We start from the raw sequence: 15,841 nt of genomic DNA on the forward strand, positions 1-15,841 counted from the left end.
GCGATGCAGCTTTTTTTTCGTCTGCCGCTTTGGCGACAGATGAGCGCCGCGATTGCGGCATGAATGCGCAACCGCAGCGTACGTCGCAACGAAACAGATTAGCTGGCGCCTTCCTCGTACACGCGCCACATGCCTTCCAGCGCGTCCTCGAAGTTGCGCGCGAAACGGCGCGCGTCGCACATCGGCGATGCAAGCACGTGTTCCCGCAAGCGCGCGCGCAGCGTCGCGAGAGAATCAGGATTGGCCGCCAGCTCGCTCGCCTTCGCGATATAGCCCGCCGCGTCGCTGCTGATCCATTCGCCGAAGCCCGCCGAATGCAACACGCTTTCGCAGATATGGCCGAGAAAGCGGTCGCCCTTCATCGCCACCACGGGCACGCCCATCCACAGTGCTTCCGCTGTCGTCGTGCCGCCCGGATAGGGGAAAGGGCTGAGCACGACATCGACGCGATGATACGACCTGAAGTATTCATTGCGCTTCGCCCCGCCTTCGAGCACGAGTCGGGAAGCATCGATGTCACGCGCTGCGAAGCGCCGGAGTGTGGCGTCGACGGCATGTTTGCGGTCGAGTTCGTGCGCCTTCACAAGCAGGCGCGATCCGGGCACCTCGTGCATCACGCGCGCCCACAGATCGATCACGTCGTCCGTCATCTTCGCGAGCTTGCCGAGATAGCCGAACGTGACGAAGCCATTCGTGAGCATCGGCAACGGTCCGACGGACACATCGGCGTCAGGCGGCGTCATGCAAAGATAGCCGTCGGGCAGACGCCACGGCTTTTCGATGAAGTGATGGGCTTCTTCCGGCGGCAGCACGTAACGATCGCCGAGCACGTAATCGATCTGTCCGATCCCCGTCGATGCAAAGAAGCCGAGCCACGTCACCTGAATGGGCGCGGGTTTCTTCGCGAACACGGGCAAGCGGTTGAATGCCGTATGACCGGCCATGTCGAGCAGAATGTCGATGCCGTCATCGAAGATCTTCTGAGCCGCGGCGTCGCGCGACAGCTTCCACAACGGTGTCCAGACATCGAAAAGCGGCTTCAGACGTTGTGTCGTTTCGTCTTCGATATCGTTGGTCGGATACGCGATCAGTTCGACCCGCGACGGATCGATGTAGCGCAACACGCTTTCCGTAAAGATACCAACGGGATGCGTGCGCAGATCGCCCGATACGAAGCCGACACGCAGCGGCCGCGTGCCGCGCGGCGTGCGCGCATGCGTGAACTGCGTGACGTGTGCGGCGATACGCTCGCCGAAATACACGGCGTCGGCGAGATAGTCGACGACCGGCCGCTGTGACATGCTCGCCTCGCAAAACAGCAGCGCCGTATGCGCGACATCGGCATCGGGCGAGCGCTCGATCGCGCTTCTGTAACTGTTCGCGGCGGCTTCGAGTTCGCCGAGCGAGCGCAACACGTCGCCGAGATTGATGTGCATCCGCGACGAGCCGGCCTTCAACTCGAGCGCCTTGTGCGCGTAGCGCAGCGCATCGGCCGGGCGATCCGTCTTCAGATAGGCGACGGCGAGATTGTGGTGCACTTCGGCATCGTCGTCCGCGAGCGCGACCGCGCGCAGATAGCTCTCGATCGCTTCGTCGTAGCGATACAGCCCATACCATGCATTGCCGAGCATCGCGTAGGCTTCGGCCAGCGTCAGGCGCGGCTCGGTCGAACGGCCAGGCGCGATGGGCGTGCCGGTCAGATAGGAATCGACGATACCCTGCGCGAGTTGCAGCGCCTGCGAGTAATGCGCCCTGGCGGCTTCCAGCTCGCCCATGTCGCGCAGCGTGTTGGCCAGATTGTTGTGCACGCCGGGCCGCTCGGGATCGAGATCGACTGCCCTGCGAAGACTGGCCGCGGCATCGGCGAGATCGCCGCGCGCGAGCAGCAGCGTACCGAGGCTGTTGTGCATCAACGCGCGGTTCGGGTCGAGGGCAATTGCGCGGCGATAGCTGTCGATCGCCTCGTCGTATTTGCCTTGCTCCATCAGCGCGTTGCCGAGGTTGTTAAGCGCGTCCGCGTAGTCCTGCCGGAACGAAATCGCCTTTCGGTACGCGAGCACTGCGCTGTCGATCTCGTTAAGATCCTTCAGTGCGTTGCCCAGATTGTTGTAGGCCTCGGCGTAACCAGGCCGCAGTTCGATCGCCTGCGCGCAACTGTGCATCGCCTTATCCGGCTGACGGTCCTCGCGCAATGCATTGCCCAGATTGTTGTGCGCTTCCGCGTAGCCGGGATTGAGCGCAACCGCTTCGCGGTAGCCGTCGATCGCCTGTTTCAGCTGACCGTGCTCGCGCAGCGCGTTACCCAGATTGTTGTAGTAGATCGCGTTCGGCAGAATCGCGATCGATTCGCGCATCAGCGTGATGCCGGCGTCGTGCTGCTGGATCTGGCAGGCGAGCAAGCCGAGGAAATGCAGCGCATCCGGATGACGCGGATTGCCCTGCAGGATCTGATCGTAGATCGACTTGGCTTCGGCGAGCCGGCCGGCCTGGTGATGCGCGAGCGCGGTGTTGAGAAGGTTTGAATGATCCACAGTGATCCTTTGATTCTTCAGAGGCGGGCGCGCCCGGCGCGCGTCATTGCGCGTGCGTCGCGACGTACTGCGCCCACATGCCCTCGAATGCCGCCTTGAGATGCTTCGCAAAGCGCTGCGCGTCGCACAGCGGCGACGCGAGCGTCTGCGCGCGCAAGCCCGCGCGCAACGCGGCGAGGTGCTCGCGCTGCGTCGCCCACTGGCTCGCCAGCGCGACGTACTCGTGTTCGTCGCGCGCGATCCATTCGCCTAGTCCGGCTGCATGCAGCACGCTCTCGCAGATATGCGTGACAAAGCGATCGCCCTTGAGCGCGACGACGGGCGTGCCCATCCACAATGCTTCCGCCGTGGTCGTGCCGCCCGGATACGGAAACGGGCTCAGCATGATGTCGACGCGGTTGTACGCGGCGAGATACTCGCTGCGCGGCGAGCCGCCCTCGAAAACCAGACGCGACGCGTCGATGCCCTGCGCCGCGAACTTCTCCGCCGTCGAACGGCGCGCATGCTCCGCGCCGAGTTCGTGGGATTTCATCATCAGCCTCGCGCCCGGTAGCGCATGAAGAATGCGCGACCATTCCACAATCACGTTCGGCGTGATCTTCACGAGCTTGCCGAAATAACCGAACGTCACATGTCCGTTGTGCATCATCGGCAGCGGGCCGACGGCGACGTCGTCCGCAGGCGGCGTAAAACAGAGATAGCTGTCGGGCAGCCGCCATGTCTTTTCGACGTAGTGCGATTCTTCGTCGACAGGCAATACATGCGGATCGCCAAGCACGTAGTCGATTTCTTTCAGGCCCGTCGTACCGAAGTAACCGAGCCAGCTCACCTGCACAGGCGCCGGTTTCCACGCGAACATGGGCAAACGGTTGTGCACCGTGTGGCCTGACAGATCGACCAGGATGTCGATGCGATCGTCGCGAATCATCTGCACGGCCTGTGCGTCGGGCACGTTGGCGAGACTGCGCCATGCAGTGAAGCGCGGCTTCAGGCGCGCCGTGATGTCGTCTTCCTTGGCGCGCGTCGAATACGCGAACAGACCGAAGCTGTCGTCCGCAAAATGCTCCATCACCGATTCGATGAAGATGCCCACGGGATGCAGCTGCAGATCGCCGGACACGAAACCGATGCGCAGCTTGCGTCCATCGTCGCGCGGCGCCGGATGCTCGCAGCGGTGCGCGCGGGCAGCCATGCGCGCGCCGAAGTCGCGCGCGGCGGCCAGTGTGACGGACAGCGGCGTCGGCGCGTGAGTGGCGAGATCGAATAGCAGGCGGTTGTGCGCCAGCTCCATTTCACCGTCGAGTTCGATGCCGCGCCGGTAACTCGCGATCGCGCCTTCCGCGTCGCCGAGCACGCTCAACACGTCACCGAGATTCACATGCGGCACGGCCGAATGCGGATCGAGCGCGGCCGCCTTTTCCGCGCTCGCGAGTGCTTCATCGGCGCGGCGCTGTTTGAGCAGTGCAACGGCCAGCCGGTGATGCGCATGCGCATCCCGCGGTGCGAGTTCGGTCGCGCTCCGATAACAGAGGATTGCAGCGTCGAGCTTGTCGCCCTGTTCGTATGCCTCGCCAAGATCGACATAGCCCTGCGCCTCGTTCGGCGCGAGTTGCACCGCGCTCGTCAACGCCTGCGCCGCTTCGTCCCAGCGCCGGCGCGCGCACAGCCATTGCGCAAGCTTGCGATGACGCGCGGCATCCGCCGCATCGAGTTGCGCGGCGCGGCGCAGCACGTCGATTGCCGCGTCCGTGGCGCCGCTCGCGTGCAGCAGTGCCGCAAGACTGTCGTAACTGTCGACACGGTTCGGATCGAGTGCGATTGCGCGGCGGAACGCGGCGATCGATTCGTCCGCATTGCCTCTCCCCGCCTGTGCGCGCGCGAGGTTGCTGAACGCGTCCGCGTAGTCGGGCCGGAACGACACCGCTTTGCCATACGCGAGCACCGCATTGTCGAGATCGCCGAGATCCTTCAGTGCGTTGCCGAGATTGTTGAACGCCTCGGCGTAGTCGGGGCGCAACTCGATCGCCTTCGCGCAACTGAGCATGGACGCGTGTGCGTCGCCAGCTTCGCGCAGTGCATTGCCGAGATTGTTGTGCGCCTCCGCATAGTCGGGGCGCAGCATCACCGCGTGGCGGTAGCCTTCGATGGCATCGCCGAATTGCCGTCGCCCGAGCAGCACGTTACCCAGATTGTTGTAATAGACGGCGTTCGGATTGGCCGCTATCGACGCGCGCATCAACGCAATGCCCGCGTCCGCGCGATTCGTCTGGCACGCGAGCAGTCCTGAAAAGTGCAGCGCATCGGACTGCGTCGGCTCGGCTTGCAGAATGGCATCGTAGAGCGTCTGCGCGTCGGCGAGCCGCCCCGCCTGATGATGCGAGAGCGCGGCGTTCAGAAGGCCCGGAATGTCGTGCATGTTCAAACGTCCCGGGCTCGCTCAGTACGGATGCGCGTGCGCAAAGAAATCGACGAGGCCGCCCTCGTGCTCGATCATCACGCGCTTCGTTGCAATGCCTTCACGCGTCATTTCAGCGATGATGTCGCGCGCGCGCCATTGCGTCGGGATCACGATCACGTCGACATCCGTCTGCTTGAGCACGTCGCGGAATTCGATACGCTGGCCCGTGCCGGGCACGAAGGTGCCGACCTTGCCAGGGTCCGAATCGACCACGAGCGGAAAGCGCTTTGCGTCCGCGCCGAAATGGTGGATGAACGCCGCCGCCTTGCCCGTGCCGCCCCAGATCGCCACACGCTGGCCGGTCTCGCTGAGTTGCGACAATTGCTGCGCAATCGTCGCGCGGCTCGTGACGGTGCGCGCGGCAAAACGCGTCGCCGCTTCCGCGCGCGAGCGAGCGTGTGCAGGCACCGCGAGCTTGACGAGCGCATAGACGACTTCGCCGTCGTAGCCGTGATCGAGCGTCACGATTTCACCGGCACGCGACATCAGCGCACGGAACGATTCCGTCGTGAAGTGCGACACGTGTTCGTAGAAGAAGTCGGCGAGACGCTGCGTCTCGAACACGCGGTCGATACACGGCACTTCGGCGAACAGCCACGCATCCTTGCCCGCCGACGCCGCGCCCCAGGCGAGCGCCTCGACAAGCCGCGCCGGTTCCGTCAGATGCTCGAGCACATGACGGATCACAACCGCGTCGGGCTGAAACGCCTTCATGTCAGCGAGCGGCTCGAACAGACGCGGATGAAACTCCACGCCAAGTCCTGTTTCAGGCGTTGCATTCGGATCGAAGCCGACAAAGCGGCCTTTCGGCTTCGCCTGCGCGAGACCGCGCACGAAGTGCCCTTCGCCGCAGCCAATCTCGACGACGTTCGGCGCTTCAGGCAGCTGCGACAGCACGAGATCGCGCGTGTTCGCGAGATGGCCTTTCCAGATGCTGCCGCTGTTGAACATCCGGTTCGGATTGCTCTGGTACGGAATCGCGTCGTATTTGAAGCGGTGATTCCATACGTGCGTGCACGACGGACACTGCACGAAATCCTGCGCATGACGCGGCAACGCTTGCGCAGCATGCGCCGAATCCGGCCAGGCAAGCGTGGCCAGCGTCTGCTCACCCGCCGGGAAAAAGCGCGCAGCAACCGTGTTCGAGCAAACTGGGCAAATCGCTTCGATCAGATCGCAACTCATTGCTTCACTACCTTTTTGAAGTACGCGATGGTCTCCTTGAGACCGTCTTCGAGCATCACGCCCGGCTCCCAGTCGAGATGCTGGCGAGCCTTCGCGATGTCGGGGCGCCTTTGCACGGGATCATCCGATGGCAGCGGCCGGTATTCGATGCGCGAGCGCGAGCACGTGAGGCGCAGCACCGTTTCCGCCAGTTCGCGGATCGTGATTTCGCTCGGATTGCCGATGTTGAACGGCCCCGGTTCGCCTTCGTGTTCCATCAGCCGCATCAGCCCTTCGACGAGATCGTCGACATAGCAGAACGAGCGCGTCTGGCTGCCGTCGCCGTATAGCGTGATCGGCTCGCCTTGCAGCGCCTGCATGATGAAGTTCGACACCACGCGGCCATCGTCGGGACGCATGCGCGGGCCGTACGTATTGAAGATGCGCGCGATACGGATATCGACGCCGTGCTGCCGGTGATAGTCGAAGAACAGCGTCTCTGCGCAGCGCTTGCCTTCGTCGTAGCACGCGCGCGGCCCGTTCGGGTTCACATTGCCCCAGTACGTTTCCGGCTGCGGATGCTGCTGCGCGTCGCCATAGACTTCGCTGGTCGATGCCTGCAGGATGCGCGCGCCGCAACGCTTCGCGAGGCCGAGCATGTTGATCGCGCCGAGCACCGCCGTCTTCACCGTCGAGACGGGATCGCTCTGGTAATGGACGGGGCTGGCAGGACACGCCATGTTGAACACGCGGTCCGCTTCGACGTAGAGCGGCAGCCACACGTCGTGACGAATCACTTCGAAATTCACCTTGCCGATCAGGTGGTGAATGGTCTGCTTGCTGCCCGTGTGAAAGTTGTCGACGCACATCACGTCGTGACCGGCCGCCACCAGCCGGTCACACAGATGCGAGCCGAGAAAACCCGCGCCGCCCGTAATCAGGACCGACTGGGCACTCACTGCGCCGCCTCCGCGCGCTGCTTGACGCGCTGTTCCCACATGCCGTGCAGCGCCGCTTCCAGATTGCGCGCAAAACGTCCCGCATCGCACAGCGGCGACGCGAGGAGCTGCGCGCGCAGACTGCCGCGCAACGCGGACAGGTATTCGCGATCGGCAGCGAAGGCCATCGCCTTTTCGACGTAGGCAGCATCGTCTTGTGCGATCCAGTTGGCGAGGCCCGCCGTGTGAGCCATCGTTTCCGCGATGTGCGTGACGAAGCGATCGCCCTGGCGCACCAGCACGGGCACGCCCATCCAGTACGCTTCCGCTGTCGTCGTGCCGCCGCCATACGGGAACGGGCTCAGCATCATGTCGACGCGCCGGTAGGCCGCGAGGTACTGATTGCGCGCCGAGCGCCCTTCGACAATCAGCCGCGACGCCGCAACGCCGCGTGCCGCAAAACGGCTGACGAACGAATCGCGCACATGCGCGTCGTCGAACTGACCGGACTTGAGGAACAGCTGCGAGCCCGGCACGTTCTGCAGCAGCGTCGACCACACGCCGATCACATGGTCCGTGACCTTCGTCACGTTGCCGAAGTAGCCGAACGTAACGTGATCGTTCGTGAGCATCGGCAGCGTACCCGTATCGACGGAGCCGGCGGGCGGCGTAAAGCACAGATAGCTGTCAGGCAGACGCCACGGCTTTTCGACGAAGTGCGCCGCTTCCGCTTCGGGCAGCACATGCGCGTCGCCGAGGATGTAGTCGATCGCGCGCACGCCCGTGCTCGCGAAGTAGCCCGGCCAGCTGACCTGAACAGGCGCCGGCTTCCACGCAAAGAGCGGCAGACGGTTATGCGTGCTGTGGCCCGACGCGTCGATCAGGATGTCGATGCCATCGCTGCGAATACGCTGCGCGGCCGCCTCGTCGCTGACGCCGGCAAGGCTCGTCCACGCGGAAAACGCCGGCTTGATGCGCGCCGTGAGTTCGTCTTCGACGTCACGGGTCGGATAGGCCACCACTTGCACGCGCGACGCATCGAGCTTCGCAAGCACGCTTTCGATGAAGTATCCGACAGGATGCTCCTTTAGATCGCCCGACACGATGCCGACACGCAGCGGACGGTCCGCGCGCGAACCCGCATCGACGAGCCACGTCGCAAACGGCTTTGCACGCGCTTCAACCGCCTCGCCGAAGCGCAGCGCTTCTTCGAGATACGCTTGCGGCGTGGTCTGCGATCTGTAGTTCAGTGCGAACAGCAGATTGCTGCGCGGCTCGGCGAAATCGGGGCGTAGCGCGCTTGCCGTCTGCCACGCTTCGATGGCCCCGTCGAGCTCGTCGAGTTCCATCAGCGTGTTCGCGAGGTTGTTGTACGCGCGCGCATGGTCCGGCTTCAGGTTGATTGCCTGGCAGAACGACTGCACGGCGCCGTGGTGATCCTTCAGCGCACGCAGCGCGTTGCCGAGATTGTTGTGCGCGTCGATGTACTCCGGCTGCAGCGCAATGGCCTGACGGAAACACTCGGCGGCGGCGGCAGGCCGGTTGTTCGCCTGCATCACGTTGCCGAGGTTGTAGAAGTAGAACGCCTGCGGGTTGCGCGTGATCGCCGCCATGATCAGATCGCTGGCTGTCTGATACTGGCCGAACTCGTGCGCGATCAGGCCGAGCAGATGCATCGCGTCGGCGTGATTGGGGTCGAGCGCGAGAATCTCGCGATACAGCGTTTCCGCTTCGTCGAAGCGCTCTCCCTCATGATGCGCGACGGCTGCCTGCAGCATCGACGCGATACGCTCCTGCGCAGCGGAGTCGGGTGCCGCTTGCGGCTGCGGCGCCGCGCCGAAGTTGGCGGGCACGGGAATGCGCTGCCAGGAGCCGTTGTGGTTCTGATTGAAGTCTGTCATGCGAAATTGCGCTCCGCGCACGCGCGGGCGTCTCCTGATGAAGGTCGATCCGGTTGGGCAGACAGCCCGTTGTTGGCATGAAGGCATGCGACGCGGTGCGCCCACATGCCGTGAAATGCGTCTTCGAGATGCCGCGCAAAACGCGGCGCGTCACATAGCGGCGATGCCAGCAGGCGCTCGCGCAACGTGCTTCTGAGTGCGGCCAGCTGATGCCGCTGTGTGCTGAAGCGCACGGCTCGGGCGACGTAGTCGTCGTCGTCCGCTGCGATCCATTCGGACAGGCCTGCCGTGCTCACGATGCTCTCGCCGACATGCGACAGGAAACGCTCGCCTCGCCGCGTCAGGACGGGCACGCCCATCCACAGCGCTTCGACGCTCGTGGTGCCGCCTGCGTAGGGGAATGGATCGAGCGCGATGTCGACGCGGTTATAGGCTGCAAGCAGTTCGGCGCGCGGCGACTGTCCTTCGAGAACCAGACGCGTTGCGTGGATGCCGTGCGCGGCGAACCGTTCGAGCGTGGCCGCTTGCACCGCCGGGTCGTCGAGCTGGCGTGTCTTCAACAACAGACGCGATTGCGGCACGGCGTCGAGCACACGCGCCCACAACGCGACCACGGCATCGTTGAGCTTTACCAGATGATTGAAGCAGCCGAACGTGATTGCGCCGTTCGCGCTCGATGGCAAAACGCCCACCTCGATACCGAAAGGCGGCGGGGTGAAGCACAGATAGCTGTCGGGCAGATACCACGGTGTTTCGACGAATTGCGACGCTTCGCTCAAGGGCAGCACGTGCCTGTCCGCGATCACGTAATCGATCGAAGTGAGGCCTGTCGTCGCGAAGTAGCCGAGCCACGTTGCCTGAACGGGCGCGGGTTTCCACGCGAACACCGGCAGGCGGTTGTGATTCGTGTGGCCCGACAGATCGACGAGAATGTCGATCGCGTCGTCGTGGATCCGGCGCGCGCAAGCTTCGTCGTCGAGCCGCGAGATGTCGTGCCACGCGCTGAACTGCGGCATCAGACGCTTCGACACCGCATCGTCACGCTCGCGCGTCGCGTAGGCGACAGGTTCGATGCGCTCGCGGTCCAGATGCCCGAGCACGCTTTCGAGAAAAAAGCCGACCGGATGTGAGTTCAGATCGCCAGACACGAAGCCGACACGCAGGCGCTTCGCCGTCTTACCCGAGAGCGCCAGGTGCTCGACGTGCTGCGCCTTCGCAGCCTGACGCTGGCCGAACGCGCACGCTTCGTCGAACTGTTCGCGCAGGCTCATGTCGGGCCGCGTGTTGAGCAACAGCAGCAGATTGCTGTGCGCCTGTGCAAAGCCGGGATCGAGCGCGACCGCCTGCCGGTAGCTCGCCGTCGCCTGATCGAGCAGGCCCTGATCGCGCAGCACGTTGCCGAGGTTGTTGTGCAGCGACGCGCGTCCCGGTTCCAAGGCCAGCGCGCGCTGATATGCGTCGGCAGCGCCCGCGGCCTGACCGTACTTTTCGAGGATGTTGCCGACGTTGTTGTGCGCGTTGGCATCGTTCGGATTCAGCGCCAGCGCTTTGATATAGCTGTCGAGCGCCCCTTCGTCGCTGCCCAGATCGAGCAGCGCGTTGCCGAGATTGATCCAGGCCTGCGCATGGTCAGGCTTGAGCCGGGTCGCTTGTGCGCAACTGTCGACGGCAGCCTGCGGGTCGCCCGCTTCGCGCAACGTGTAGCCGAGGTTGCTGTGCGCCTCTGCGTAATCGGGCGCAAGCGATAACGCCGCGCGATACGCGGCAATCGCGCCCTGATGATCGCGCGCGCGTCCGCGCATGTTGCCGAGGTTGTTCAGATAGATCGCGTTTGGCAGCAGCTGGATCGACTTTTCGATCAGGTCGATCCCCGCAGGCAGATTGCCGACGTCGCACGCGAGCACACCGAGAAAATGCATTGCATCGGCGTGCGCTGCGTCGCGCTGGAGAATCTGCTTGTAGCACTCGGCGGCTTGCGCCGTGCGGCCCGCCTGGTGATGTGCGAATGCGGCTTGCAGTACGGCGCCGGCATCGAACGCAAGCGACGGCGCGTGCGGCGTCCCGTCCTTCGGGACGTCGCCGCTCGTGCATGACTCGTGGTCGGCTGGCATTTGCATGGGAGCTTCTGAATTCGCGCTGGTACTAGCGCTCACACGCCCATGTACTTCTGCATGTAGCGCTCGTAGCCGCCGCGCCATGCGGGGCTGCCGAACGATCCACCGCTTTCGTGGACGATGCTCAGCGGCCACGTTCCCATGCGCAGTCCACGCGATTCGGCCTGGCGGCAAAAGTCGAGGTCGTAGAAGTGAAAGTCGAAGCGCTCGTCGAACGTGAGGCCGCTGGCAATCAGACGCTCGCTATCGGCAGCGAGGAACAGGCCGTCGAGCAGTTTGCATTCGCGTCCGGGCGGCCCGTAGATCGACATGTTCGTGCACGGGAAACCGCTGCCGTGCCCGACGACGCCGCTCAGATACTGCGCATCATCGCGGGTGAACGACGCATCCCTGAAGAACCACGACGGCTGGCCCGGCAACCGGCGCGTGTTGCCCGCCAGACCGACGATATCGAACTGCGTGATGGCTTCGCGGATGCGGTCCATCCAGTAGAAGTCGCACAGATGCAGATCGTCGTGCAAAAACACGAGGATTGCCGGGTCGTTGCGGGACTGTTCGATCGCGTAGTTGTAGATCGACGAAAGACCGGCCCGGTTGTTGTCGAACAGCATCAACTGCGGCGGGCTCGCGTGGCGAAACAGTGAGAGCGAGCGGCCGAGTGCGGTGTTCTGCGAGAAGTCGTCGTACGAGGCGCGTGTGCCGCAAACCAGGCGAATGGGTTTCATGAAAGCCGAATACTGGAAAAGAGTCGAACGAGCGCGTGGGCTGGCGCGCGCGACAGCGGCGCTCTGCGCTGTCGGACACACGCGCTGCCGGCATGCCACGCACCGGCTTCAACGGCAACTCGACCCGCAATGAGCTACCGTGGCGCTATTCTGTCCGCGGTGCCGAGAGGGTGATTGGTGGATCAGATGGAGTTAATGGCCGTATTTCGGCGGACTGTGCTGAAGCGGCGGGGATAGCGTGGAGACCGTTGCGCGGAGGGATGCGCAGGCAGACGGCGTAAAAAAACCCGCTCGGGGCGGGTTCTGGATGGCGGCGGGTGGCAGCCTGCTGCACATACTGCAGTTACTTCAGTTTGAGCCACCACGCATGATGCGTTCTTGGCGCGCCCGGCTGGGATCGAACCAGCAACCCCTGCCTTCGGAGGGCAGTACTCTATCCATTGAGCTACGGGCGCATTCGGCAAAAAGCGCTGCAAAATCACACGGTTGATGCGAGATGCGGCGCCAAAGCGAGACCGAGAGCATACCCGGTTTCGTGCGGCCCGTCCACCGCGAACCCGCCCAGCGCCCGGCTCGGCAAGGCGCGCCGCGCCGGCGTCCGGTTCCCCTGGCACGCACCGTCATGAACCCGACACCCGGATTTACCGCATAAACACCGAAAATGTTCGCGTAAACGCCTACTGAACACCTTCCGGGCCCGCTCGCCGACGCCGAAACCTTCCGTCTATAATCGTCCGTGGCTGATCAAGAACAAGATGTTGCCGTCGCGCTGTACCGCTCACAATACCCACGGGAGACGAGACAAGCATGAGCGAAGCACCACACGGAGCCCCGATCAAGACGCCCGGACAGCTGATCGCCGCAGTCATCGCTGGCTTTGCTGTCCCCATCATCATCATCATTCTGCTCGCCTATTACGTCGACAACTCGACCCGCACGGGCGCGGGCACCGATGGTCTGTCCGACGCCGCTGTCGACGCGCGCACCGCACCGCTCGCCCAGGTCGAAATCCGCGATGCCAATGCGCCGCGCGTCTACAAGACGGGCGAGGAAGTCTACAAGGCAGTCTGCTCGGCGTGTCATGCGTCGGGCGCGGCAGGCGCGCCGAAGTTCACCAACACGGGCGACTGGGCGCCGCGCATCGCCGAAGGTTTCGACTCGCTGTGGCACAACGCGCTGGCGGGCAAGGGCGCGATGCCCGCGCGCGGCGGCACGAGCCCGGACGATTACAGCGATTACGAGATCGGCCGCGCCGTCGCGTACATGGCGAACAACGCCGGCGCGAAGTTCGAAGATCCGCCGAAACCCGTGCCGGGTCAGCCGGCCGCCGCTCCGGCGGGCGCTTCGGGCGCAGCAGCGGCTTCCGGCGCCGAGGCGGCTTCGGGTGCTTCGGGTGCAGCAGGCGCTTCCGACGCAGCCGGCGCGCAGGCTGCCGCTGCGATGGCGGCCATGGCCAACGTGCCGCAAGCCGCGGCGCCCGCGACACAGAGCGCAGACGCATCGCAGGCGGGCAAGGCCCTGTATCAGCAGGTCTGTCAGGCCTGCCACGCGGCTGGCGTCCTGAACGCGCCGAAGTTCGGCGACAAGGAAGCCTGGGCGCCGCGCCTGAAAGAGCCGATGGAAACCGTCTACAACTACGCGCTGCACGGCAAGGGCGCGATGCCGCCGAAGGGCGGATCGAACGCGTCGGATGCCGACGTGAAAGCCGCCGTCGACTACATGGTCAACGCGTCGAAATAAGCAACGCGCATCTTTCTCGGACGCAAACAAAAATCCCCGCTTTGAGCGGGGATTTTTTATGGCTTCTGCAACAACGCCTTCAGGCTCGCCAACCGATCCTTCGGCGACATCGGCGCCTCTTCCGGCGTCGGCGGCGGCGCTTCGTCGAGGCCCATTTCAGGAATGAAGCGCGACGGCTCGCACACCACCGTTTCGCGCGCCCGCTTGCGCTTCTTGCACCAGTTCAGATGCAGGCTGCGCTGCGCGCGCGTGATCGCGACATACATCAGCCGGCGTTCTTCCTCGATGCGCTCGTCGTCGATCGGACCGTCGTCTTCCGTGCCGCCGCGATGCGGCATGATGCCTTCCTCGACGCCGACCAGAAACACGTGTGGATATTCCAGTCCCTTCGACGCATGCACCGTCGACAGCCGCACCGCATCGGGATCTTCATCCTTGCCTTCGAGCATCGACATCAACGCGACAGTCTGAATCAGTCCGAGCAGGTTCTTGCCGGTGTCGGTGAGACCGTCAGCGGTGTCGAAGCCGGTCTGTTCCGAGCCCGCTGCCGGTTCAGGCTTCGTGCCCTTGCGCTTCAGCCATTCCAGGAACTCCAGCACGTTTTGCCATTTCGCCTGAGCCTGGCGCTCGTCGAATGCGTCGTACAGGTAGGCTTCGTAGTGGATCGCTTCCATCAGGTCGTCGAGCACGGTGCTGGCGGGATCATGCTCAGCGCGATCTCGCAGACGCTGCATGAAATCGCAGAACATTCGCAACGGCTCGACCTGACGCGCCGACAGCCGTGCCTCGAGGCCACCCATGTAGACGGCTTCGAATAGCGATACCTTCGCCTGGCCGGCGAACGCGCCGAGCGCTTCGAGCGTCGTGTTGCCGACGCCGCGGCGCGGCGTCGTGATCGCGCGGATGAACGCGGGATCGTCGTCAGCATTCGCGATCAGGCGCAGATAAGCGCAAAGGTCCTTGATCTCGGCCTTGTCGAAGAACGACTGACCGCCCGACAGCACATACGGAATCCGCTCGCGGCGCAGCACCTGTTCGAAGATGCGCGCCTGAAAGTTGCCGCGATACAGGATCGCGTAATCGCGGAACTGCGCGCGCCGCTCGAACTTGTGCGCCGACAGGCGGAACACGACCGACTCCGCCTCATGCTCTTCGTCGTTGCAGCCTGTGACGGTGATGGAGTCACCCATGCCGTGCTCGGACCACAGCTTCTTCTCGAACAGCTTCGGGTTGTTCGCGATCACGTTGTTCGCGGCCGTCAGGATGCGCACCGTCGAGCGGTAATTCTGCTCGAGCTTGATCAGGTGCAGCTTCGGAAAGTCCTTGCCGAGCTGCGCGAGATTTTCGAGCGTCGCGCCGCGCCAGCCGTAGATCGCCTGATCGTCGTCGCCAACGGCCGTGAAGGCGGCACGCGGACCGGCCAGGAGCTTCACCAGTTCGTACTGGCACGCGTTGGTGTCCTGATACTCGTCGATCAGCAGATAGCGCAGCTTGTTCTGCCAGCGTTCGCGCACCTGCTCGTTGTTCTTGAACAGTTCGGCGGGCAGGCGGATCAGATCGTCGAAATCGACGGCCTGATAGGCGTGCAGCGTCGCGACGTAATTGCGATAGACAATTGCCGCCTGATGCTCGTCCTCGTTCGACGCGATCGCCATCGCCTCTTCCGGCATGATGAGGCCGTTCTTCCACAGCGAGATGATCGTCTGGATCTTGCGGATAAAACCTTTATCCGTCGAGCCGACCTGCTCCTGGATCATGCCGAAGCAGTCGTCGGAATCCATGATCGAGAACTGCGGTTTCAGGCCGACGTGCTCTGCCTCCTGACGCAGAATCTGCACGCCGAGCGAGTGGAAGGTGCTCACCGTCAGCTGATTGACGGGCACCTTGCGGCCTTCCTTGCCGGGCGCACTGAGCGTCTTGCCTTCGAGCAGCTTGCCCACGCGCTCGCGCATTTCCGCCGCGGCCTTGTTCGTGAACGTGACAGCGGCAATATGGCGCGGCTCGAAGCCTTTGTTTTCGATCAGATGCGCGATCTTCTGCGTAATCACGCGCGTTTTGCCGCTGCCCGCGCCTGCGAGCACGAGGCAGGGACCGTCGAGATAGCGCACCGCTTCGCTTTGGGCGGAATTCAGGCCTGCGGACATCGTGTGTGGATGAGTAAACGTTTGAGGGCGCGATTCACGAGGAATGCCCGGGGAACATGCAGCGGGACGGCACACGCTGCGCATCGTGGCGAAATGCGCCACGCAATTGATTCCATGCGCTTTTTG

9 protein-coding genes and 1 tRNA gene are annotated in these 15,841 nt (G+C 63.9%); 1 reads left to right on the forward strand and 9 read right to left on the reverse strand.

Going from position 1 to position 15,841, the window contains the following annotated elements:
* Positions 1-98 precede the first annotated feature (98 nt).
* The 8 genes from G3O01_RS30135 to G3O01_RS30170 all read right to left on the reverse strand — a co-directional run bounded on the left by G3O01_RS30135 (position 99) and on the right by G3O01_RS30170 (position 12,286).
* Positions 99-2,531 carry a glycosyltransferase family 41 protein gene (locus tag G3O01_RS30135; protein WP_205810250.1) on the reverse strand — a complete coding sequence of 811 codons (2,433 nt, stop codon included), beginning with the start codon at positions 2,529-2,531 and terminating at the stop codon, positions 99-101.
* 43 nt (positions 2,532-2,574) lie between these two features.
* Entirely contained in the window at positions 2,575-4,947 is a 2,373-nt protein-coding gene (locus tag G3O01_RS30140) for a tetratricopeptide repeat protein (protein ID WP_205810251.1), read from the reverse strand.
* Positions 4,948-4,968: 21 nt separating this feature from the next.
* Entirely contained in the window at positions 4,969-6,174 is a 1,206-nt protein-coding gene (locus tag G3O01_RS30145; RefSeq protein WP_205810252.1) for a methyltransferase domain-containing protein, read from the reverse strand.
* Positions 6,171-7,112 (reverse strand): UDP-glucuronic acid decarboxylase family protein, encoded by a 942-nt coding sequence (locus G3O01_RS30150; protein WP_205810253.1) that lies wholly within the window; start codon positions 7,110-7,112, stop codon positions 6,171-6,173. The genes G3O01_RS30145 and G3O01_RS30150 overlap by 4 nt, the downstream gene beginning before the upstream one ends.
* Complete coding sequence (locus G3O01_RS30155; RefSeq protein WP_205810254.1) at positions 7,109-8,992, reverse strand: tetratricopeptide repeat protein; 1,884 nt, start codon at positions 8,990-8,992, stop codon at positions 7,109-7,111. Before G3O01_RS30155 ends, G3O01_RS30150 begins: the two co-directional genes overlap by 4 nt.
* Complete coding sequence (locus tag G3O01_RS30160) at positions 8,989-11,109, reverse strand: tetratricopeptide repeat protein (RefSeq protein WP_205810255.1); 2,121 nt, start codon at positions 11,107-11,109, stop codon at positions 8,989-8,991. Before G3O01_RS30160 ends, G3O01_RS30155 begins: the two co-directional genes overlap by 4 nt.
* Positions 11,110-11,141: 32 nt before the next feature.
* On the reverse strand, positions 11,142-11,831 hold the full coding sequence (locus tag G3O01_RS30165; protein WP_205810256.1) for a glycosyltransferase: 690 nt from the start codon (positions 11,829-11,831) through the stop codon (positions 11,142-11,144).
* A 379-nt stretch (positions 11,832-12,210) separates the two neighbouring features.
* Positions 12,211-12,286: transfer RNA gene (locus G3O01_RS30170), tRNA-Arg, on the reverse strand.
* Between the two features lie 352 nt (positions 12,287-12,638).
* Between G3O01_RS30170 and G3O01_RS30175 the strand changes: the two genes are divergently transcribed.
* Positions 12,639-13,571, forward strand: coding sequence for a c-type cytochrome (locus tag G3O01_RS30175; RefSeq protein WP_205810257.1), 933 nt, complete (start codon positions 12,639-12,641; stop codon positions 13,569-13,571).
* Between the two features lie 56 nt (positions 13,572-13,627).
* Here G3O01_RS30175 and G3O01_RS30180 read toward each other — a convergent pair whose 3' ends face one another.
* The gene (locus G3O01_RS30180) at positions 13,628-15,715 is read right to left on the reverse strand and encodes a UvrD-helicase domain-containing protein (protein ID WP_205810258.1); all 2,088 of its coding nucleotides are present in this window, start codon (positions 15,713-15,715) and stop codon (positions 13,628-13,630) included.
* Positions 15,716-15,841: the final 126 nt, after the last annotated feature.

The organism is Burkholderia sp. Ac-20365 (assembly GCF_017104715.1).
GTDB lineage: Bacteria > Pseudomonadota > Gammaproteobacteria > Burkholderiales > Burkholderiaceae > Paraburkholderia.

Bases quoted from the DNA above. Each gene is read 5' to 3' on its own strand.
- G3O01_RS30145 (WP_205810252.1), bottom strand. From the start codon at position 6,174: ATGAGTTGCGATCTGATCGAAGCGATTTGCCCAGTTTGCTCGAACACG.
- G3O01_RS30160 (WP_205810255.1), bottom strand. From the start codon at position 11,109: ATGCAAATGCCAGCCGACCACGAGTCATGCACGAGCGGCGACGTCCCG.
- G3O01_RS30155 (WP_205810254.1), bottom strand. From the start codon at position 8,992: ATGACAGACTTCAATCAGAACCACAACGGCTCCTGGCAGCGCATTCCC.
- G3O01_RS30175 (WP_205810257.1), top strand. From the start codon at position 12,639: ATGAGCGAAGCACCACACGGAGCCCCGATCAAGACGCCCGGACAGCTG.
- G3O01_RS30180 (WP_205810258.1), bottom strand. From the start codon at position 15,715: ATGTCCGCAGGCCTGAATTCCGCCCAAAGCGAAGCGGTGCGCTATCTC.
- G3O01_RS30140 (WP_205810251.1), bottom strand. From the start codon at position 4,947: ATGCACGACATTCCGGGCCTTCTGAACGCCGCGCTCTCGCATCATCAG.
- G3O01_RS30165 (WP_205810256.1), bottom strand. From the start codon at position 11,831: ATGAAACCCATTCGCCTGGTTTGCGGCACACGCGCCTCGTACGACGAC.